19 protein-coding genes are annotated in these 22202 nt (G+C 41.4%); 1 reads left to right on the top strand and 18 read right to left on the bottom strand.

Translation table 11 applies throughout. The annotated features are described in order from the left end of the window. Positions 1-101: 101 nt before the first annotated feature. Positions 102-4373, top strand: a complete 4272-nt coding sequence (locus G608_RS0101530; RefSeq protein WP_026494523.1) for a 2-hydroxyacyl-CoA dehydratase — start codon at positions 102-104, stop codon at positions 4371-4373. A gap of 66 nt (positions 4374-4439) precedes the next feature. Here G608_RS0101530 and G608_RS0101525 read toward each other — a convergent pair whose 3' ends face one another. The 18 genes from G608_RS0101525 to minD all read right to left on the bottom strand — a co-directional run bounded on the left by G608_RS0101525 (position 4440) and on the right by minD (position 22196). Beyond that, positions 4440-4916: a hypothetical protein gene (locus G608_RS0101525; protein ID WP_026494522.1), complete on the bottom strand. Its 477-nt coding sequence runs from the start codon at positions 4914-4916 to the stop codon at positions 4440-4442. A gap of 125 nt (positions 4917-5041) precedes the next feature. Further along, positions 5042-6007, bottom strand: coding sequence for a homoserine O-acetyltransferase MetA (metA, locus tag G608_RS0101520; RefSeq protein WP_026494521.1), 966 nt, complete (start codon positions 6005-6007; stop codon positions 5042-5044). 82 nt (positions 6008-6089) lie between these two features. Further along, on the bottom strand, positions 6090-8114 hold the full coding sequence (gene ligA, locus G608_RS0101515) for an NAD-dependent DNA ligase LigA (RefSeq protein WP_026494520.1): 2025 nt from the start codon (positions 8112-8114) through the stop codon (positions 6090-6092). 20 nt (positions 8115-8134) lie between these two features. Continuing rightward, positions 8135-8860 carry a pseudouridine synthase gene (locus tag G608_RS0101510; RefSeq protein ID WP_026494519.1) on the bottom strand — a complete coding sequence of 242 codons (726 nt, stop codon included), beginning with the start codon at positions 8858-8860 and terminating at the stop codon, positions 8135-8137. Positions 8861-8957: 97 nt separating this feature from the next. Further along, on the bottom strand, positions 8958-9809 hold the full coding sequence (locus tag G608_RS0101505) for an adaptor protein MecA (protein WP_026494518.1): 852 nt from the start codon (positions 9807-9809) through the stop codon (positions 8958-8960). Between the two features lie 132 nt (positions 9810-9941). After that, positions 9942-10937: a hydrogenase expression/formation protein HypE gene (hypE, locus tag G608_RS0101500; RefSeq protein ID WP_026494517.1), complete on the bottom strand. Its 996-nt coding sequence runs from the start codon at positions 10935-10937 to the stop codon at positions 9942-9944. Positions 10938-11005: 68 nt separating this feature from the next. Continuing rightward, on the bottom strand, positions 11006-12055 hold the full coding sequence (hypD, locus tag G608_RS0101495) for a hydrogenase formation protein HypD (protein ID WP_026494516.1): 1050 nt from the start codon (positions 12053-12055) through the stop codon (positions 11006-11008). A gap of 1 nt (position 12056) precedes the next feature. Then, positions 12057-12275 (bottom strand): HypC/HybG/HupF family hydrogenase formation chaperone, encoded by a 219-nt coding sequence (locus G608_RS0101490; protein WP_026494515.1) that lies wholly within the window; start codon positions 12273-12275, stop codon positions 12057-12059. 2 nt (positions 12276-12277) lie between these two features. Next, entirely contained in the window at positions 12278-14737 is a 2460-nt protein-coding gene (gene hypF / locus G608_RS0101485) for a carbamoyltransferase HypF (RefSeq protein ID WP_026494514.1), read from the bottom strand. Between the two features lie 3 nt (positions 14738-14740). Next, positions 14741-15337 carry a 4Fe-4S dicluster domain-containing protein gene (locus G608_RS22745; RefSeq protein ID WP_081677246.1) on the bottom strand — a complete coding sequence of 199 codons (597 nt, stop codon included), beginning with the start codon at positions 15335-15337 and terminating at the stop codon, positions 14741-14743. 18 nt (positions 15338-15355) lie between these two features. Beyond that, positions 15356-16435 (bottom strand): hydrogenase large subunit, encoded by a 1080-nt coding sequence (locus tag G608_RS0101475; protein ID WP_026494513.1) that lies wholly within the window; start codon positions 16433-16435, stop codon positions 15356-15358. 109 nt (positions 16436-16544) lie between these two features. Further along, positions 16545-16877, bottom strand: a complete 333-nt coding sequence (locus tag G608_RS0101470) for an NADH-quinone oxidoreductase subunit C (protein WP_026494512.1) — start codon at positions 16875-16877, stop codon at positions 16545-16547. Then, the gene (locus tag G608_RS24240; protein ID WP_026494511.1) at positions 16877-17545 is read right to left on the bottom strand and encodes an NADH-quinone oxidoreductase subunit B family protein; all 669 of its coding nucleotides are present in this window, start codon (positions 17543-17545) and stop codon (positions 16877-16879) included. The genes G608_RS0101470 and G608_RS24240 overlap by 1 nt, the downstream gene beginning before the upstream one ends. A gap of 22 nt (positions 17546-17567) precedes the next feature. Beyond that, positions 17568-18434: a respiratory chain complex I subunit 1 family protein gene (locus G608_RS0101460; RefSeq protein ID WP_035794279.1), complete on the bottom strand. Its 867-nt coding sequence runs from the start codon at positions 18432-18434 to the stop codon at positions 17568-17570. Beyond that, complete coding sequence (locus G608_RS0101455; RefSeq protein WP_026494509.1) at positions 18434-20371, bottom strand: NADH-quinone oxidoreductase subunit 5 family protein; 1938 nt, start codon at positions 20369-20371, stop codon at positions 18434-18436. Before G608_RS0101455 ends, G608_RS0101460 begins: the two co-directional genes overlap by 1 nt. Before the next feature lie 125 nt (positions 20372-20496). Next, a complete protein-coding gene (locus G608_RS0101450; protein WP_026494508.1) occupies positions 20497-20946 on the bottom strand; it encodes a MarR family winged helix-turn-helix transcriptional regulator in 450 nt (149 codons plus the stop codon). 158 nt (positions 20947-21104) lie between these two features. Then, positions 21105-21392 (bottom strand): cell division topological specificity factor MinE, encoded by a 288-nt coding sequence (minE, locus tag G608_RS0101445; RefSeq protein ID WP_026494507.1) that lies wholly within the window; start codon positions 21390-21392, stop codon positions 21105-21107. Positions 21393-21407: 15 nt separating this feature from the next. Further along, positions 21408-22196, bottom strand: a complete 789-nt coding sequence (gene minD, locus G608_RS0101440; protein WP_026494506.1) for a septum site-determining protein MinD — start codon at positions 22194-22196, stop codon at positions 21408-21410. Positions 22197-22202 lie beyond the last annotated feature (6 nt).

Here is a 22202-nt window from a genome sequence, read left to right as displayed (position 1 = left end):
GATTTTTGGGACTTTCAATAGTATAATTCATTGGAATGCGCATTAAACGCTATATATAATAAGTAACGATAGATAGAATATATTTTTCAGAGGTTTTTTTCATGATTTCAAGAGATTACACTTTAGGAATTGACATCGGTTCAACAACCGTCAAAATAGCACTTCTCGATGCTGAAAGGAATATCGTCTTTTCAGATTACAGACGTCATTATGCCAATATCCAGGAGACTCTCTTAGGACTCCTTCAGGATTGTGCCAAGAAATGCGGTAACGTCACTCTCCATCCTGTTATTACAGGATCCGGTGGTCTTACACTTGCCGGTCATCTTGAGATTCCCTTTGTTCAGGAAGTTATTGCTGTTTCAACAGCTCTTAAATCCCTGGCTCCCAAGACTGATGTCGCAATAGAGCTTGGCGGCGAGGATGCTAAAATCATATATTTTGAAGGTGGTAACGTTGAGCAGCGTATGAACGGTATCTGCGCCGGCGGTACCGGTTCTTTCATCGACCAGATGGCATCTCTTCTTCAGACTGATGCTCCCGGTCTTAATGAGTATGCAAAAAAATATCAAAACCTCTACACTATTGCTGCCCGCTGCGGTGTATTTGCCAAGACTGATATTCAGCCCCTTATCAACGAAGGCGCTACCAAGGAAGATCTGGCAGCATCTATTTTCCAGGCAGTTGTAAATCAGACAATAAGCGGTCTTGCCTGCGGTAAACCCATCAGGGGTCATATCGCTTTCCTTGGGGGGCCTCTTCATTTCCTTTCAGAGCTTAAAGCTGCATTTATCCGCACTCTTTCACTGGATGATGAGCATGTAATAGATACAGACAATTCTCATCTTTTTGCAGCAATCGGTTCGGCTATGAACGCCAGCGAGGATACTTACTATTCTATGACAGACATGATTGGTAAGCTCTCACATAAAATTGTAATGGCTGCCGAGGTTTCACGTCTTGAGCCTCTGTTTGAATCAGAGGATGAATATAAGGAATTCCTTAACAGACAGAATAACTACAGAGTTAAGACTGCTCTTTTAGATAACTATAAGGGTAATGCTTTCCTTGGAATTGATGCAGGTTCCACCACTACAAAGTGTGCCCTTGTATCTGAGGATGGTGATCTTCTCTATTCCTTCTATTCAAGCAACAACGGAAGTCCTTTAAAGACTGCAATCAGTTCTATTGAAGAGATTTATAAGCTTATGCCGGAGGGTGTTACTATCGCCCGTTCATGCTCCACAGGTTATGGTGAAGCTCTTCTTAAGTCTGCACTTATGCTTGATGATGGCGAGGTTGAGACCATTGCTCACTATAATGCAGCTGCATTCTTCGATCCCGAGGTTGACTGCATCCTTGATATCGGCGGACAGGACATGAAGTGCATCCATATCAAAAACAATACCGTTGACAGCGTTCAGTTGAACGAAGCATGCTCATCAGGCTGCGGAAGCTTTATTGAGACCTTTGCAAAGTCCCTTAATTACAATGTTCAGGATTTTGCTAAGGTAGCACTTTTTGCAGAATCTCCCGTAGATCTCGGAACAAGATGTACTGTATTTATGAATTCAAGAGTTAAGCAGGCCCAGAAGGAAGGTGCTTCTGTTGCTGATATTTCAGCAGGCCTTGCATATTCTGTAATCAAAAATGCTCTCTTCAAGGTTATCAAGGTTTCTGATGCAAAAGATCTTGGTGAACATATCGTTGTTCAGGGCGGAACCTTCTATAATGATGCCGTTCTTAAGGCCTTTGAAAAGATATCGGGCGCTCAGGTAACAAGACCCGATATTGCCGGAATCATGGGTGCTTTCGGTGCTGCTCTTATTGCAAGAGACCGTTTCCACGAAAAGAACGGTGAAAAGACAACCATGCTTACTATCGATCAGATTCAGAAGCTTGAGTATACTACCAGCATGACAAAATGTCAGGGCTGTACTAACCACTGCCGTCTTACTATCAACAAGTTCACAGGTGGTCGTCAGCATATTTCAGGAAACAGATGCGAGCGCGGTATCGGAAAAACCAAGAATGCCGCAGGTGTTCCCAATCTTTTCGAATATAAATATAAGAGAATCTTCGACTATAAGCCTCTTGATGAAACACAGGCTTATCGCGGAACAGTAGGTATCCCCAGAGTACTTAATTTCTATGAAAATTATCCCTTCTGGTTTACCTTTTTTACAGAGCTTGGTTATCGCGTAGTTTTATCGCCCAGATCAACTCACCAGATTTACGAGCTTGGAATTGAATCTATCCCCAGTGAATCTGAGTGCTATCCTGCCAAGCTTTCACATGGACATATTGAATGGCTCATCAAAAACAACGTAGATTTCATCTTCTATCCCGGTCTGTTTTATGAGCGCGACGAAGTTGATGGCGCAACCAACCACTACAACTGCCCCATCGTAACTTCTTATTCTGAGAACATCAAAAATAATGTAGAAGCAATTACAGAAGGCAAAATGGAGCTCAGAAATCCTTTCATGTCCTTCGCTTCTCTTAAAACTGTTACAGATGCACTTGTTAAGGAATTCTCTGAGATTTCAGCAAATGAGATTATCGCAGCTTCCACAAAAGCATGGGATGAAATGGCAAAGGCAAGGGATGACGTCCGCAAAAAGGGTGAGGAAACTCTTCGCTGGATTAAAGAAAATAATGCACACGGTATCGTTGTTGCAGGTCGTCCCTATCATGTGGATCCCGAAATCAACCATGGTATTCCTGATATGATCTGTTCTTATGGCGTGGCTGTTCTTACAGAGGACTCTATATCACACCTTGGAGCTCCTGAGAGACCGCTTATCGTATCAGATCAGTGGATGTACCACTCCCGTCTCTATGCAGCGGCAAGCTATGTTCGCACAAGAGATGACCTTGATCTTATTCAGCTCAACTCCTTTGGTTGTGGTCTTGATGCTGTTACAACAGATCAGGTTAATGATATCCTTACAGGCTCAGATAAAATCTACACCTGCCTTAAGATTGATGAAGTAAATAACCTTGGAAGTGCAAGAATTCGTGTTCGTTCACTTCTGGCTGCCATCAGAGTACGCAAACAGCAGGGCTTTAGAGAACGTACTATAGAGAGCACTGCATATAAGAGAGTTCTCTTTACAGAGGATATGAGAGACAAGTACACAATCCTCGTACCCCAGATGTCTCCTATTCACTTTGACATTCTTGAGCATGCTCTTTCCGCTTGCGGCTATCACATGGTAGTTATGCAAAATGATAATAAGCATGCTATTGATATGGGTCTTAAGTATGTAAATAACGATGCCTGCTATCCTTCCCTTTGGGTTGTCGGTCAGATCATGGATGAACTGCTTTCAGGAAAATATGACCTTAACAAAACAGCTGTCCTCATGAGCCAGACAGGTGGCGGATGCCGTGCTACCAACTATGTTGGATTTATCAGACGTGCTCTTAAAAAAGCAGGTCTTGAGCATATTCCTGTTGTATCTCTTAACCTTAGTAAACTTGAGAGTAATCCCGGCTTCCATATCAACTTTGAGATGCTGGAAAGAGCTGCTTACGCTGCAGTATTTGGCGATATTTTCATGAGATGCGTATATCGCATGCGTCCCTATGAAAAGGTTAAGGGCTCAGTTGAAGCAGTACATGAAAAGTGGAAGAAAGAATGTATAGACTTCGTATCTGCTAAGCACATGAGCTTCATAAAGTTCCAGAAAATGTGCCGCCAGATAGTTGAAGACTTTGACCGTATCGAGATCACAGATGAAGTTAAGCCAAGAGTAGGTATAGTTGGTGAGATCCTTGTTAAGTTTGCTCCCGCTGCTAACAATCACCTTGTAGAGCTTCTTGAATCAGAAGGCGCTGAGGCAGTTGTTCCTGATCTTTTGGACTTCATGCTCTACTGCTTCTACAACCAGATTTACAAAGCAGACTATCTTGGTACAAGCAAGAAAACAAAGGCTTTCTGCAGAGCAGGAATTTATGCTCTTGAGAAGCTTCGCGGCGGTGCTGCAAAAGCATTTAAGAACAGTGTTCACTTCGATGCGCCTACAAGCATCTATAAGCTCGTTGAATATGCTAAGCCCATCGTTTCCATCGGTAACCAGACAGGTGAAGGCTGGTTCCTTACAGGCGAGATGGTCGAGCTCATTAAGGAAGGTGCTTCAAATATCGTATGTACACAGCCCTTTGGTTGCCTTCCTAACCACGTAGTAGGAAAAGGTGTAATCAAGCAGATGAGACATCTGTATCCTGATTGCAACATCGTTGCCATCGACTATGACCCCGGTGCCAGCGAAGTAAACCAGCTTAACAGAATCAAACTCATGCTCTCTACCGCACATAAAAAGGCAAATGTAGAATATGAGCAGGCAGAAAATAAGGCAATTTCATAACACGGATTTATAGAAAAAGGACACGCTTTCGCGTGTCCTCATTTTTTACATTATTAAAATTTTAAATTAAGCTTTCTCTTTAAGCTTATCGATTTCTTCCTTTATTCTCTCAGCCGTGAACTCATTTGAACGAAGCGCAACCTGAGCTTTCAGCATACGATTATGAACATCGTTCTTTTTCTTGAAATAATCAATAAGCTCTTCATCATCTATTCGAAGATATCCATCAGCAATAGCCCCCGGAAGTACGAACTTTTTGATAACGTCCTTAAACTGGACTTCGATGTACTTTCCATCCTGTTTCGCAATTTTGCCCTTGCCGAATTTCTCGTGCTCAATGTCCATACCGACAACATCTTTATCGCCGAGGGCTTTGTCCTCGCCGTCGATGGCACTTATCTCCTTCTCAAGGCTTTCGTGTTCATTCGAAAGCTCCTCGACTTTTTTTAAGTTCTCTTCCAGGAGTTCCTTGGTTCTTTTTGTCCTGGTCTTTGGTGAAGCAACCTTCTCTTTCTTTTCCTCTTCTTCAAGATCTAAGCCCATTGTGCACCCCTTTTCCGCCATAAATAAGTTTCATAGCTTCATCAATATAACCGATATATTATATTTTAACTTATTTATTATCGTTTGCGTGTACCTTGAAAGAGATTTCATAAAACTTTTATGTTTTACTGTTCGGAAGTAAGAGCGCTTGCAGCCTTATTTCTTCTCTCATCATCAAGAATCTGTCCCCACTTATATGGTGTAGCCTGATATACATAATAATCAAGCCAGTTGGAATACAGATTGTTGCAATGTGATCTCCATGTAAGCTTCGGTGTATTATCCGGATCATCATCAGGATAATAATTTTCCGGAACATGAATAGGCAGATCCTTACTCAAATCTCTTATATACTCGTTGTGTAACGTAAGTCTGTCATACTCAGCATGACCCATTACGAATATATTTTTACCATCCCTGGACATGCAAAGGAAAACTCCGGCAACTGTGGATTCTGCCAAAACAACAAGGTCACTGCAGGAATGAATTGCTGATGCAGGTGTCTCTGTATGCCTTGAATGAGGCATGAGGAATACATCATCGAATCCTCTGACCAACGGAACCTTTCTGTTTTCAACTCTGTGCTCGAAAAGACCAAAAAGCTTTTCGGGAAGGAGCCTCTTTTGAATATGATAGTGATAGTAAAGTCCTGCCTGAGCGCCCCAACAGATATGGAAGGTTGATGTTACGTTTGTTTTTGACCATTCAAAAATCTGACAAAGCTCCGCCCAGTAATCAACTTCTTCAAACTCCATCTGCTCAACCGGCGCACCTGTGATAATAAGTCCATCATAGGTATTTTCCTTTAATTCCTCAAAGGTATGATAAAACCTGTTGAGATGGTTTGGCGATGTATTAAGTGATTTATGGGAGCTGACTCTCATGAAAGACACATCAATCTGCAAAGGTGTATTTGATAACGATCTAAGAAGCTGCAACTCGGTATCTTCCTTCAAAGGCATCAAATTCAAAATACAGATATTCAGTGATCGAATATCCTGATGCATAGCTCTGTTTTCATCAACTACGAATATATTTTCTTTTTCAAGTATCTCCCTCACAGGAAGGTCATTTAAAATCTTAATAGGCACTTTAAAAGTCCTCCATTATTATTTTTTGTAGTATATCGCAAGTCAGTAAAACATGCACTATTTTATTATATAAAAGCAGTATTTATTTAATCATCTCCAGGAATTCCGCTTCATCGATGATCTTTATTCCAAGGTCCTGAGCTTTTGTAAGCTTACTTCCTGCTGCTTCACCGGCAAGAACCATTGAGGTTTTCTTAGAAACACTTCCTGCTGCTTTTCCGCCGTTTTTAGTGATAAGTTCCTCAGCCTCTTTTCTTCCAAGCGTGGGAAGAGTACCTGTAACAACAATAGTCATTCCGGCAAGCTTATCTGAAGCATCCTCATCCTTTTCCACTGTCATGTTTACACCGCTCTCCTTCATTCGCATGACAAGGGCTCTGTTATCCTCACTGTGGAAAAATTCATATAGATCATTTGCCGTTGTCTCACCTATATCCGGCATTGATAAAAATCCATCTACCGTGATACTAAAGAGCTCTGTGAATTCAGTGATATGCTTCATTATTTCTCTTGCTGTTGCTTTACCGACATTTCTTATGGCAAGACCTGTCAAAAGCTGAACAGGATTATTACTCTTTGACTTTTCAATCTCAGCAAGAAGCTTATCTGTATTCTTTTCTTTTCCGATAATGCCCTTCTCAATCATCTCATCACGATACTTATAAAGGTCATAGATATCCGCATAGTTAGAAAGATATCCATCCTTGGTAAGTGCCTCGATCAGCGTATCTCCAAGGCCCATTATATTCATGGCATCTCTTGATGTGAAATATGCAATTGTTCTTGTAACCTGCGCAGGACATGTGGGATTTACGCATCTGATATCCGCAGTGTCCTCTTCTCTTACAAGTGGATGACCGCAAACGGGACAGTTATGAGGTGCTTCATAAATAACCTGAGGCTCATCTACACAGCCATTAAGCTTAGGGATAATTTCACCTGACTTAAAAAGCTTGTAGGAACCGCCAATTCCCACCTTCATTTCCCTGATATAATCCTGATTATGAAGGGTCGCTCTTGATACTGATGTTCCGCATAATCTTGCGGGCTTTCCTGTCTCCTTGTCATGGAACTGACCTGTAAAGGTAAGCTTTCCGGTTCTTCCGACATCAACCAGAATCTCATCCATTACAACTACGCGTTCTTCCGGAGGATACTTGTATGCAATATGTCCGCTTGAATATTTACTTCCGGCAGGAAAATCATCTCTCCATGCGGTGTTATCTACTTTAATAACAGCGCCGTCCAGGTCAAATTCAAGGTCTCCTCTTGTCTCTCCTATTTCATCAATGGCTGCAGAAACCTCTTCATAATCCCTGCATTTTTTGTGCGCAACAACAGGAATTCCCAAAGCCTTAAGCTTATCAAGGCCGTCACAATGGCTCTGCATAAGATCAGCTGGTCCGTCCTGAATATTGAAAATAAACATTTTAAGGCCGCGCTCTTTTGTAACCTTACTGTCCAGCTGACGAAGTGTTCCGGCTGCAAGATTTCTGGGGTTTGCGGCTACCTTCTTACCGAGCTTTTCCTGATTCTCATTAAATCTGTCAAAGTCCTCATGTGACATATAGACTTCGCCTCTAAGCTCAAGATAATCTGCATCAAGCTTTATCTCTTTTTTAACATCCGGAATAACAAGGGCATTTACCGTTACATCTTCGCCCACCATTCCGTCACCTCGGGTCTCCGCAAGAGAAAGCTTCATATATCCCTCTTTATCAGGATCTCTCTCGTATCTCAGTGTCATACTAAGACCGTCTATTTTTTGCTCGACAGAAAACTCCGCATCGGGATGCCTCGAATGAACCTTATTAATCCAGGCAGATACATCAGCTTTGTCAAAAACATCCTCAATTGAAAGCATTGGAACGTTGTGAGTTACCTTTACACCGGCTTCTCGCTTGGCTGTTCCTCCGACGATCTGGCTTGGTGAATCAGCTGTGACAAGCTCCGGATTCTCTGCTTCAATCTTCTTTAGCTCCTGCATCAGCTGATCGTACTCATAATCGGATATCTCAGGCGCATCCTGATTATAATATCGATCCATATGATAACGGATTGTGTCCGATAGCTCTTTATATCTCTGAATAACTTCTTTTTCTGCCATAAAATCTCCCCTGTAACTTTTTATTTTTCAAGCCCTACGCCCCTATACAAGGTTCGCAGCTCTTCCCCTTCAAGCACTCTGTACTCGGAATAATTAAGCCCCTGCAATTCCACATTCATTATACGAATACGCTTAAGCTTTATAACCTCATATCCGAAAGTATCGCACATTCGTCTTATCTGTCTGTTAAGCCCCTGTGTAAGGATTATCTTAAAACAGGTATCAGTTATTTTCTGTGTTTTGCATGGTTTTGTGGTTCTCTCAAGATCTGCAAGATAAACACCTTTTTCCAACTCATGAAGAAACTTATCCGTAAGCTTATGATTTACTTCAACCACATATTCCTTCTCATGACCATTAGCACCTCTCATCATTGCCTGGATAAGATCGCCGTCGTTAGTAAGAATCATAAGCCCCTCGGAGTCCTTATCAAGTCTTCCGGCATAAGTGACACGCTTATCTATGTTAAGGTCCTCAATAATGGTCCTTTCGGCATGTTCATCCTTTTCAGTACAAACTACTCCAACCGGTTTATTATATGCAAGGACTATTATATCCTCAGACATTTTCAGTACCTTACCGTCAAACATAACAGTATCTGACGCTGTTACCTTAACGCCTTGGGTCGCTGTAATGCCATTTACAGTGATTTTTCCATCCTCAATAAGCTTATCTGCATCTCGCCTGGAACAGACACCGCACATGGCTATATATTTATTTAATCTGATTTCATTATCAGTACTCATTAGAACCTCTTTGTTATATATTAAGCGAATACAAAACTGGTATTCCCTCATATATAAAAAAGAAACGACTTCTTTACAGCCGTTCCTTTTTATTTTTTCAAAGTTTCCTTAATCTCTCAATGGCATTTTCACTGATTATTGTGTCAAAGTTCTCATCCATATGGTAAATCGCAATGTCCTTAGTAGTAACAAATCTGCCGAACTCATAACATATTGAAAATACTGAAGCAAAATTTCTGGCCTTCTCATTTCCTCTGTCGCAAAGCATGTAATACTTTCCGTTGGATGAATTCTTATAAAGTGAAGAGCCTAATGTATACTTCTTTGGAATCTGCTCTGTAAGCTTGATAACAGTTCTCAGAGAATCATATTCAAAAACAAACGAAGTGAAGTTCAGTTTATCAAATACATCTGATGACTTCTTTTTCTTCTTGCTCTTTTTATCCTTCTTTATGGAACTCTTTCTGGTATCATCAGCAGCAATAAAAGGAAGTTCACCGTTATTCTTATCCTCAACGGCATCTCCAACCTTTTTAGCCATATCTCGAACCGAGCTTGTAAACTCCTTGAGATTCTGAAGATACTCACTAAGCTTAGGTATTCTCTCCTCTTCAGATACATCACCAAGCTCCTCAAGAAAATTCTTCGGAAGCTTAAGTCCGGCTTTCTCAGTAAGATTCCTAAGCATATCAGCAAAGGCTTCTTCGGCGTTTTCTGAAAGGGTAAGAGAAATTGAGTGATCAGGAAGTACTGTTATCTGCATGGGTGTAAAAGCACCTGTAGGCTTGTAATCAACCTCCTCGGCAGCTCTCTCCATGACATCATGAAGAAAATCCATGGCTTCCTTACTCTTATCGAAAAGGTCCTCAAGCTTGAGTCCCTGCTCATCCATATCATCCTCTGTGATTATGCAATTAACTGTGTCTTTATTAACTCTTGTAAACTTCATAGATCAATTACCTTTAAAACTGTGAAAAACATCTTCCCTATTATATCACACTTTGCTTTTATAAGATGAATAATTTGTTCCTTCAAATATGAACATCAATTAACATCATCCAAAGCACCGATAGGGTTTAATTTAGCAGATTCTGGGCAACCCCTCTCCGTAAAGGGGACCGATCAGCCTTTCTCCGCCAATACCGGTATGAAGTACAACCTTGCCCTTATCCTTAGTGCTTACATTTCCAATGATGCACGCATTTTCACCGTATTTTGAACCTCTGATAAGCTCAAGAGCCTTCTGGGCATCAGCTCCGTCAACTACACAGATCATCTTGCCCTCGTTACCCATATAAACAGGATCCAGTCCAAGCATTTTACAGAAATCCTTAACCGCAGGGCTTACCGGAAGCTTATCCTGATAAATATCAATAGTACATTCGGAAGCATTTGCAAACTCAGATAAAACAGTTCCAAGACCGCCTCTTGTTACATCTCTCATGGCATGAACCTTAATCCCGCCTGAAATGAGCGCGTCTACCATCTCACCAAGAGGTGCATTGTCAGATTTTATCTCGTTTTTTATATTCATTCTTCCTGAAAGAATTGCTGCATGATGGTCACCGAGATTACCGGAAATGATAAGTGCATCACCATCCTTGCAGCCCGCAGGCGAAAGGGATACATTTTCAGGCATAAATCCAACACCTGAAGTATTTATCATTATTCCGCCAAAATCTCCACGCTTTTCCACAACCTTTGTGTCGCCGGTTATGATCTTGATACCTGCTTCATCAGCTGTAGCTGCCATGGATTCAATAATCTTATCAAGATCATCCATATCCATTCCTTCCTCAAGAATACAACCACAGGTCAGGTATTTGGGAATAGCCCCGCTCATGAGAAGATCATTTACCGTACCACATACAGAAAGTCTTCCAATATCGCCGCCGGGGAAAAAATAAGGAGTTACAACAAAAGAATCGGTTGTAACCGCTATTCTGCTGCTTCCCGGAACAACTGCAGAATCCTCCATCCTGTCAAGCACCTCATTTTTAAAGTGCTTTGCAAATATATTTGAAATAAGCTCAGATGTGGAAGCACCACCGCTTCCATGTGCCATAGTAATCTTCATTTAAATAAATACCTCTGTTTGCATCATTATTGTTTGATGCCATCATTCAATAATAGCCTGACTTTATATCAATTCTTTGATGTCCTGCCCGAAATGTAATAGTTATAGCAGCTTCCTTCTGTAGATACCATGCATGCTCCGTGAGCATCCTCCGGTGTGCAGGTCTTTCCAAAAAGCGGACACTCATTGGGAGCAATCTCACCTGTAAGAACCCTTGCACAGCTGCAACCGGGCGGCATGTGATCTTCGTCGAGGCCATAGCTTCCTGCATCATAAGCTGCATACTCGCTCTTAAGCCTCATACCGGATCCGGGAATCAAACCCATTCCGCGCCAGGAAGCATCACAGGGCTCAAAGAACTTATCAACAGCTTCCTTTGCTTCAAGATTTCCCTTTTCTGTAACCACACTTCTGTATAAATTCTTAATTCCGGCTTTATCCTTCATCCCTGTAAGCGCATAGATAGCAGCAAGAAGCTGAGGTCCTTCAAATCCGGTTACTACAAAAGGTATTCCCGTTTCTTCAGATAGCTCTTTGAATACATCAGAGCCTGTAACAACAGCCACGTGTCCGGGAGCAATAAAGCCATCAACGTTATTCGTATTTTTACAAACCCATCTTATAACCTGTGGCATGGTCTTAAGTGAAGTCAGAAGCTTAAGATTATGGACATCTCTTTTTATTGCTTCCTCCAATACCATTGCATAGACAGGTGTTGTGGTCTCAAATCCTATAGCAGCAAAAACATAATTCCTATCCTTGTGCTCCAGAGCCAGTCTTATGGCATCCATTGGAGAATAAAGCATCTCTACGCTACCACCAAGCGCTCTTGCATCAGCTAAGGAATACTTAGAGCCTTTAACTCTGATAAGATCACCAAAGGTAAGTACTGTAGTGTTTTCCTCCATAGAAAGCTCGGTAAGTCTGTCTATTACAGCGGTAACCGTAACACAGACAGGACACCCGGGACCTGATATCAGCTTTATGTTGTCAGAGAGCATACCCGGAATTCCGTTTTCAGAAATCGCTGCTGTATGCGTACCGCAGACTTCCATAAACCTTATGGTTTCGCCCTTATAGTTTTTCAGTGTGTCTTTTATTTCCTGTAATCTGTCCATATTAAATCTGAATATCCTCGATTTCACGGAATAGATCTTCAAGCTCATCCGCCTCAGCATCATCCATGGTCTGAATTATGCATCCTGCATGAACAAGCACTCTGTCACCAATCTTAACCTTAACAAGACCAGCCTCAGCTTCTACTGTATTTCCTGAAAAATCCACTGTAGCCTTTGTTCCGTTAAGTTCAACAACCCTTCCGGGTAATGCAACGCACATATTTATACCTCTTCTAAATCTCGTAAATCCTGCAGGTATATCTGACCCACACTTATACCGCCATCATTTGTCGGTAAAAATCTGTTTAAGTATACCATAAATCCATTTTCCGTTAAGAGCTCATAAAGCTTTGTGACTAAAAGCCTGTTAGCGAAAACTCCTCCGGAAAGGCATACATTTGTTATTCCTTTTTTATCTCTGATTTTAATACAGCTGTCAAGTGCAGCCTTTGCTATTGTCATGTGAAAAGCATAGGAAAGCTCTCGTTTGTCCTGAACCTTCGCTCTTTCAGTTATATCTTTTATGAGCTCCCTTGTATCCCACTGATTCTCAATACATGTTAAATTAAGAAATTCTCCGGTCTTTTCTTTTCCCAAGGCATCACATTCTTTAATGTATTCTTCAGCTGCATTCTGCAGGGCAATGGCACATTCTCCTTCATAGGAATTATACTGTCCAAAGCCAAGTATAAAGGATACGGCATCAAAAAGTCTTCCCATTCCGGAATTCATGTAAGTATTTATATTATTTGAAAGTGCTGCCTTTATCAGATTCAAATCATCCGCTGTAAGTAGCGCAGCTTTAGTGTAATCTTCAGCCAAATTACTATTGGCATTCGTAACTGAAACCGCTAACTGATTGCCCAGAACCTCTTCCGGATCCAGACCGGAATCAATCATAAAGCAGGTCGCCAAAATGCCCGCATTTTTCATAGCTTCATCCTGACCTACGATGGGCACTGGGCGTAAATGATCCATTCTTTGGAATTTGCCGTCTTCACATAACAGGATTTCACTTCCCCAGATAGTATTGTCTGTTCCAAATCCGGTTCCATCAAAAGCGATTCCGATACATTCCTTAAGATCATTTTCTGCCATAACTGAACCGATATGTGCGTGATGATGCTGAAGCTGAAGCAGTTCTTTAGTGCCTTCCAGACTCTCATAGAAATCTTTAGCCCTGGTCGTTGAAACATATCCCGGATGCATATCACATAAAACTACTGTCTTTGAGATATCAAGTCTCTCAGTACCGAAAATAGTTAGCATTTCTTTCAGTTCCTTTTCAGCAACCTTCTGAATTCCAAGTTCGTCCATATCACCAAAGTACTGGCTTGATATAATCTTATCTCCATATCCGATTGAGAATGTGTTCTTTAGATCAGCGCCAAATGCAATATATAATACCTTTTCTTTCAGCGATCTATTCAGAAAAATCGGCAAAGGAACATAGCCTCTTGATCTTCGAACAAATCTGTTTACATAATCATCTCCTGTCTTAACTATCTGCAATACAGAATCATCCAAAGGTCTTAAAATATCTCTCTTATAATAAAGAATTCCATCTATCTTATCCGCAAAACTGTCTTCAAATTCCTCATCAGAAACAATCATAGGATGTCCTGACAAATTTCCGCTTGTGACTATCAAAGGGCCAAGCTCCTTTGTAAGAAGCACATGTATACCGCTTGAAGGTAAAAATGCACCTATCTGATTTGATATTCCACAAACGTTCGAGGCAAAGCATTTTACTGGTACCTTATCCAAAAGAACTATAGGCCGTGATGACTGATTTAGAAGCTTTTCTTCCTCTTCATTTACACAACAATAATCAGTTATTGAATAGATATTCTCAAACATTATAGCAAAGGGCTTTTTTTCTCTTCCCTTTATATCACGAAGCCTCTGTACAACAGACTCATTGTAAGGAAGCGCCACAAGTTGATATCCGGATATGCCCTTAAGTCCTATAATACCGCCGTCTCTAAGAATCTTTATAGCATCCCGAACAGCATCTTCCTTTGAACTGATTTTTATATCTTTCACATGATCAGAACTACCATTTTTCGGGTTCATAAAACCAAAATCTATTGAAGTGGTCTTAAAAATCATCTGAGGGCCGCAGCTATGACAACTTATGGTCTGGGCATGACGCCTTCTTCCCTTTAGATATTCTGCACTGCATTCAGGGCACATATCATAAATATCCATAGTGATGTTTTCTCTGTCATATGGGAGATTCTTCAGAATACTGTATCTCGGGCCGCAGGAAACACAGCTGATAAGAGGATATCTGTATCTTCTGTCATCGGAATTCAGCATCTCAGAAAGGCAATCATCACAAATACCTATATCAGGAGGAAAAACAGGAAGTGATCCTTCTTGGTCAAACCTGGTGCTTTGAACAATACGAAAACCGGAAAAGCTTTTATGCCCCTCCGGTTCACATTCATTCATTGTCTCTAGTGAAACATTTATAACAATACTCCCAAAGGGGTAAGATACCTCAAGCTCTTTTGCAAAGCTCTTTACGGTATCTTCGGGTCCTTCGGCAATTATTTCTACTATTCCACCACAGTTCTTCACTTCTCCGCTTAGTGCATATTTACTTGCAAGCTCCGCCACAAATGGTCTGTATCCAACGCCCTGGACAGCACCTGTGACACGGATAAGTGCTTTCATAAATTATTCGTCCTTTTTATCTGCCTGTGTAGCTGCTTTAATAGCTTCAATTCCACTCTTAGGTGCATCAGCCTTTGCTTCTGCAGCGGGTGCTGCCTGTTTTGCATTAGCTGCAGGTGCCGGATTTGCAGCGTTCGCATTTGCTGCGGGTGCTGCGCCTGCTGCAGGTGCTGCTCCGCCTGCTGCGGCTTTTGCTGCCGCTGCGGCTGCTGCACGCTCCTTAGCTGCCTTCATAAGTGCTTCCTGAGCAGCAATAGCTTTCTCAGACTGCGGGAATGTCTTAGTGATTTTCTCGCTACCGGGCTCAGTAAACTGAGTATCCATTGAAAGACATTTCTTAGGACAGTTATCAACACAGCTTCTGCACTGGATACAGCTCATAGGTCTGATAGACCATGTCTTAGCTGCCTTATCTACAGTAATTGCTCTTGTAGGACATTTAATAGAGCAAAGTCCGCAAAGAACGCATACATCCATATCATTTACAACATGACCGCGCGTGCGCTCCGGATATACCTTGGGTTCAAAGGGATATTTACGTGTCGCAGGCTTGGAGAACAGATTTTTTAAAACAGTTTTATTAAAATTAACCAGACTCAATTCTTCTTACCTTCTTTCTTATCTCTCAGTACAACTGATACAAGGATCAATTGTAAGAACCAAAATCGGTACATCAGCAAGATCACATCCGGCAAGAACTTCTACCAGAGCCGGAATATTAGCAAATGTGGGAGTTCTTACTCTCATACGATCTACAAACTTAGTTCCGTTTGCCTTTACATAATAGAGAGCTTCTCCTCTGGGCTGCTCGATTCTGGCCATGTATTCACCGTTCGGGAATCCCTTAACCGGTACATCTACAGCACCTGCAGGCATCTTATCTATACACTGACGCATGATATCAATTGCCTGATATATCTCTTTAATACGTACTTCTGTACGAGCATAAGAATCGCATCCTGTGCTGGTGATAGGCTCGAATTCGATATCGCCATATGCACAATAGCCTGTTGAACGGATATCTCTTGCGATTCCGCTGGCACGAAGGAAAGGACCTGCTGTGCCAAGAAGATCTGCCTTCTCAGGTGTAAGAATACCTACATCTACAAGACGATTCTTAACTGCAACGTCATCGATGAATGGCTTACTTACAATCTTAACGCCCTCTTCAATGCTATCAAGTCTCTGTCTGAAATCCTTGAGCATATCATCAGGAATATCTCTTCTGAGACCACCGATTTTCATAATTGAAAAGATAACACGACCACCGGTAGCAATCTCAAACATATCAAGAATCTCTTCACGGATTCTCCAGCACTCCATGTAAAGAGACTCGAATCCGAAAGCATCTGCAAGGAGGCCAAGCCAAAGCATGTGAGAATGCATTCTTGAAAGCTCAGAAAGCATAGTTCTCAGGTATTTTGCTCTGTCAGGAACCTCTAAGTCCATAATATGCTCAACAGCATCACAGTATCCAAGGCCATGTCCAAGTGAACAGATACCACAGATACGCTCTGCTACATATACCATTTCCTGGAAATCTTTTTTATCTACAAGCTTCTCAAGTCCACGATGGATGAAACCAATCTCAGGAATAGCCTGTACAACCTTCTCATCCTCAAGTACCAGATCCAGATGAATGGGCTCAGGTAATACGGGATGCTGAGGTCCAAAAGGAATTACACTTCTAGTTGACATATATTCTCCTTACTCTCACTGAAATATTTTCATAATGAAGTTACTCCTCGCGTTGCTCGAAGTAACACGTTCGAACCAGACTCGTAAAAACCTCGTCAGGTTCTCACAGCTACTTAAAAGGTGTTTCTATAGCAACACGGTAGAAGCTACCTTTATAATCAAGGCTAATCATCTGAATATCCACACCAAACAGATCGTGGATCTCATTCTCGTACAAAAATGCACAAGGGAAAACACTGCTGATACTGTTAATACTCTGATCCTCAGCAAGAATTATCTTAACCTGCTGAACTTCAAGTGCTTTACCAAATGTATAAACCAGTTCATATCCATCAGGAGTTCTGGTTGAGCACTGCTGCATCAGATGATATCCGTCGTGCTTAAGTCTCTGCGCCTCATCGATGATCTCTTCTGCCTTAACAATCTTAAACTCTGCATTCATCAGGCGTTCCCTCCTTCATCCTTTTTGGGCTCTGCAGGTGCAGCGGGCTTTGCAGCAGGTGCTGCTGCAGGTGCTGCCGGCTTCGGTGCAGGCTTAGCAGTAGCAGCTATCTTCTCCTCAGCCTGCTCACGAAGAGCTTCCTCGGTAAGAACTGCGTCATACTGTGTAGCAGGATCATAGTCTTCTGCCTTCATACGAACTGCAATCTTGCTGTAATCCACAGTACAGTAACCCTGTTTCATGGATTCCTTAACCTTTACTCTCTTTTCCTCAAGAATGGCAAGTGCTTTAACTACGCCATCGATGAGAGCCTCCGGACGAACTGCGCATCCGGGAACATATACATCTACGGGAACTACCTTATCGGAGCCGCCGAGAATATTATAACAATCCTTGAAGATACCTCCATCACAGGAGCATATTCCACAAGCGATAACTACCTTTGGATCAGGCATCTGATTATACAGCTGTCTTACAACCGGAGCTGTCTGTGCATTGATACCACCTGTTAAAAGAAGTATGTCAGCATGCTTGGGGTTACCTGTATTAATAATTCCGAATCTCTCTACATCGTAAAGAGGAGTCATTGTTGCAAGTACCTCTATGTCACAGCCGTTGCAGCTTGAGCCATCATAATGTAATACCCAGGGTGATTTTGAAATTTTCATAATATCTCCTAATCTATTAATATTAGTTAATTACACTGAGGATAAGCAGGTTTGTGCCGGCTGTTACAAGGATTACTACCCAAGATGAAACCAGCATCGCCATGTATTTAACACGAGGAAATACATTGTCTATAAGCGTCTCCAACAGATAAAAAATCACACAAGCGACAATTGCGATTACATAGCTTACAGGGTTGTTGTAGATGAAGAACATAGCAACAATACCCATCATAAGTACCTGATCGTACCACTCTGCTATTTCATAGAGTCCAAGGTTTGAACCTGAAATATCAGATGTAAGACCCTTAACCATCTCCTGGTGAGCATGGTGTGAAGTACTCATATCAAAAGGTGACTTTCTGAACTTAATAGTAAGAATGAACAAAAAGCCGATAAGCATTCCGGGAATCTTAAACACTGCAGGTGCCTGTCCGGTAAGCATATCATTTACCATAAAGCTTCCATGAACCTCGTAAAAACCAATGGCTACAAGAAGAATCATAGGCTCATAGCACATCATCTGAAGAAGCTCACGGTTTGCACCCATTGCACTGTAAGGGCCATTAGTGGAATAAGCTGCAAGTACCATCATAACTTCGGACATTGAAAGAGCAAAGAATACAAGCAGCATATCTCCGCCACCAAAGAACAATGCACCGGTAAAGATGGTGAATATTGTATAAGCTATAACAAACAGAATCTGAATACTGTTAACAACAGTGGTCTGCTTAGCTAAAAGCTTATATACATCATAGAAGGGCTGAAGAAGCGGCGGGCCCTGTCTGCCCTGCATTCTTGCAGAAACGACTCTGTCGATTCCTTCCATAAGTCCGCCAAGGATAGGCGCAAGTAAAATATAAAGAACTACCTTACATATAGTCATTACCATCAGATAGTACCTCCGATCACGATAATAAGCATTACGAGAACTATCACTGCAGAGATCGCAATACTGGGAGCAAGGAGCTTGTCCTCACCAAAATAATCTGTCATATACCAGTTTGACATGTAAAGTGCTCTCTCCTTACCGAAGGAGTCGATGTAGTGACGATCATCACCGGCATTAACACCGGCAACATAAGACATGGTCATCTTACTCTTCTTACCGATAGCAAGGAATCTGCTTCCGATAGGGATTATGAAGATCATGGCAACCATGATCATCATGATGATAACATCAGAGCCACCGATTACATTAGGTATATTCTTATGGAATGCCTCGTTAAGGATCGGCTGGATCATGTGATCTGACATCCATGGGAATGCAAAACACATAACAACGATCATTGTTGTAAGCGGGAATAATGAGATCATCTCACTTCTGGGTGTGATGTCCTCAAGCTCGTATGACTGGTGAATTACAGTACAGATCTTTCCAAGCCATTTTGCCCAGTAGAAAAGTGTTGAGCCTGAACCAAATACAAGGAAAAGAACAAGCCATACTGAATTGGAATCTACGAATGACTTAAGTGCTGCCCACTTTGATACAAGCATACCAAAGGGAGCCATGAACATTCCGCAGATACCGATTATCATAATAAATGCAAGCTTAGGAAGCTTGATGATAAGTCCGTGCATATCCTCGACATCACGGCTGTGCATACAGTTCTCTATATCTCCGACTGTCTGGAACAGAAGTGACTTTGATACAGCATGGAAAAGAATGAGCATTGTTGCTGCCCATACACCCTCTGTTGTACCTGTTCCTGCGCAGGCTGTGATAAGACCAAGGTTTGAAATTGTTGAATAAGCAAGTACTTTCTTACCGTCACTGACTGTAATAGCAAGAAGTGATGCTGCAAAGAATGTAAATCCACCGATAACGGTGATCATTACACCTGTAAATGTTCCTGCAAGCATGGGTGAAAGACGGATAAGCATGTAAACACCGATCTTAACCATTGTTGCAGAGTGAAGCAGCGCACTACTGGGAGTAGGTGCAACCATCGCTCCAAGAAGCCACCTTGAGAACGGGAACTGTGCACTCTTAGTAAGTGCTGCAAAAGCAAACAATGTAACAGGAATCATAACAATCATGTTCTCTCTGGGAACAAGCTGTGTAAGTGCGCTGAGATTTGAAACCTTAAGTGTCATGTTGCAATACATGAGACCAAAAGCAAATCCGCATCCACCAAGAAGGTTCATCCACAAAGCACGGAAGCTGTTATTAACTGCCTCTTCTGTTCTGGTGTAACCGATAAGAAGGAATGAGCATACGCTGGTGATTTCCCAGAAGAAGTATATCCATCCAAGATTATCAGACACAATAAGACCAAACATAGCTCCGATGAACACAAACAAAAGAGCAAGGAAATAATTTGATCTGTCTTCTACTTCTGTGTGGTGATTGTGATAATCCTTCATGTAGCCACATGCATAAATGCAGATAAGAATACCAACAATACCTACAATCAGGATCATAACCGCTGAAAGGAAATCTACTCTAAGATGAGCGCTTCCCTCAAGAGCTCTGCCTGTAAGATCCATCCAAAGTACAGGAAGTGTACCAAGCATGGAAAGAAGAATAGCATAATACTTTTTATATTTTATGCTAAGGTAAACCACGATACACATGAGAAGTATCTCACCACCCATGATAATGTGGTCATAAACTGCTGTCTCAGTAAGAAAAGTGTTCTTAGTAACTCCCTGAGTACCAAGTACCTTAGTTCCAACCAGGATTGCAGTGATCATGATGCTGAATCCACCAAGACCGGCAACAATGTTGCGCAGTAGAGAAGCCTTTTTGATACAGAACATAAGAACTGCCATCACAAAAGGAAAAAAAATCAGAAAATCTACTGCTTTAAGAATTTGTATGTTCAAGAATTCTCCACCCCTTTCAGGATAATTTAGTAATTAAGCAAATAATGCCTTATACATACTACCACAAAAATCTCGATTATTGATAAAAAAATTGTTATAAAAATATCAAAAAATTATGTTATTTTTCAGCGAATATTTTCAATAATCATGTAGAGTAAACGGTATAATTCCTTGGCATCATTTTCACTGAGTTTAATACAGCTTCCAATCTTTTCCGGAATACTTTTAGCCATATTTTTAAGAGCCTCTCCCTCCGGTGTTATTGAGACAAGCAGATTTCTTTCGTCATTTTTAGATCTTGTTCTCTTAATATAACCTTTGCTCTCAAGCTTTTTAAGAACCGGTGTCAGCGTACCTGAGTCAAGAAAAAGATTCTCTCCGAGAGTCTTAACATTCATCTCCTTCTTATCCCAAAGAACCATCATAGCTATATACTGTGTATATGTAAGATCAAGCTCATCGAGATAGGGTTTGTAATTTCTGATTATCTCCTTAGAGCATGCATATAACGGAAAACAAAGCTGGTTCTCCAGTTTAAGTGCATCAAAGTTCTCTTTCTTTGTGTTTGAAGCCATTTATAAAATCCTCTTTTCCTAATAGATTGTATGCAAATTATTTGCTACTCAGAATATAATAACTCTATTTTGTCATTTATTCAATGGTGATATTATAAATTTGATATTTGCGATAAACATTGAAAAAAGACCTGTAAGTAACAGGTCTTTATTATTCATCAGTCTTTCGCTGAATGCTTCATGTTCTTAATCGGAATATTTGCATACAAAGCCGGAACTGTCTTACTATCTGTAGTAGCGCCTTCTGTATCCATCTGAGTAAACTTAATATCAAGTCCACTCTGGTCTACTTCCACATACTTAGATAAAACTTCAAGAATATCATTCTTGATACGTTCCATTATTTCCGGTGAACAGCTTGATCTGTCAGATACAAGCACAAGTTTAAGGCGATCCTTAGCCATTTCGCTGGATGACTTTTTCTTAAAAATATCTGTCAGCTTCATATCATAGCCCCCTTATCACTTGCGAAAAACACTTGCCAGAGCAGCAAAGAATCCCTTCTTATCCTCAAGATTAAGGAACGGAACTGATTCTCCCATTATTCTTCGGCAAATATTCATATATGCCTGACCTGCCAGAGAATAATCTCCCGCAAGAGGCTCACCGTTATTAGTAGCAACTACGATACTTTCATCATCCGGCACAACGCCAAGCAGTTCAACAGCAAGAATATCAATGACGTCCTCTGCGCTCATCATATCTCCGCGCTTTACCATTTCAGGACGGAGTCTGTTTACTACAAGCTGTGTCTTACCAATCTCATTTGCCTCGAGAAGTCCGATGATACGGTCAGCATCTCTTACAGCTGATACTTCCGGTGTAGTAACAACGATAGCTCTCTCAGCACCTGCGATGGCATTCTTAAAGCCCTGCTCAATTCCTGCAGGACAATCCATGATAACATAATCAAATTCCTGCTTAAGCTCTTCAGCAAGCTTCTTCATCTGATCAGGTGTTACGCTTGTCTTATCCTTAGTCTGTGCTGCCGGTAAAAGGAAAAGAGTATCATATCTCTTATCCTTAATCATAGCCTGCTTAACTTTGCAGCCTCCCTCAACAACATCAACGAGGTTATATACAATACGATTCTCCAGTCCCATAACTACATCAAGATTACGAAGACCTATATCTGTATCAATGAGAACCACTTTCTTGCCAAGCTTAGCAAGGCCTGTTCCTATATTGGCAGTAGTGGTAGTTTTGCCGACACCACCCTTACCGGATGTTACAACTATTACCTCTCCCATTTACTT

Origin of the sequence: Butyrivibrio sp. WCD3002 (assembly GCF_000424265.1) — a bacterium.
Lineage (GTDB): Bacteria > Bacillota > Clostridia > Lachnospirales > Lachnospiraceae > Butyrivibrio.
This window is presented reverse-complemented; position numbering and strand designations above follow the sequence as displayed.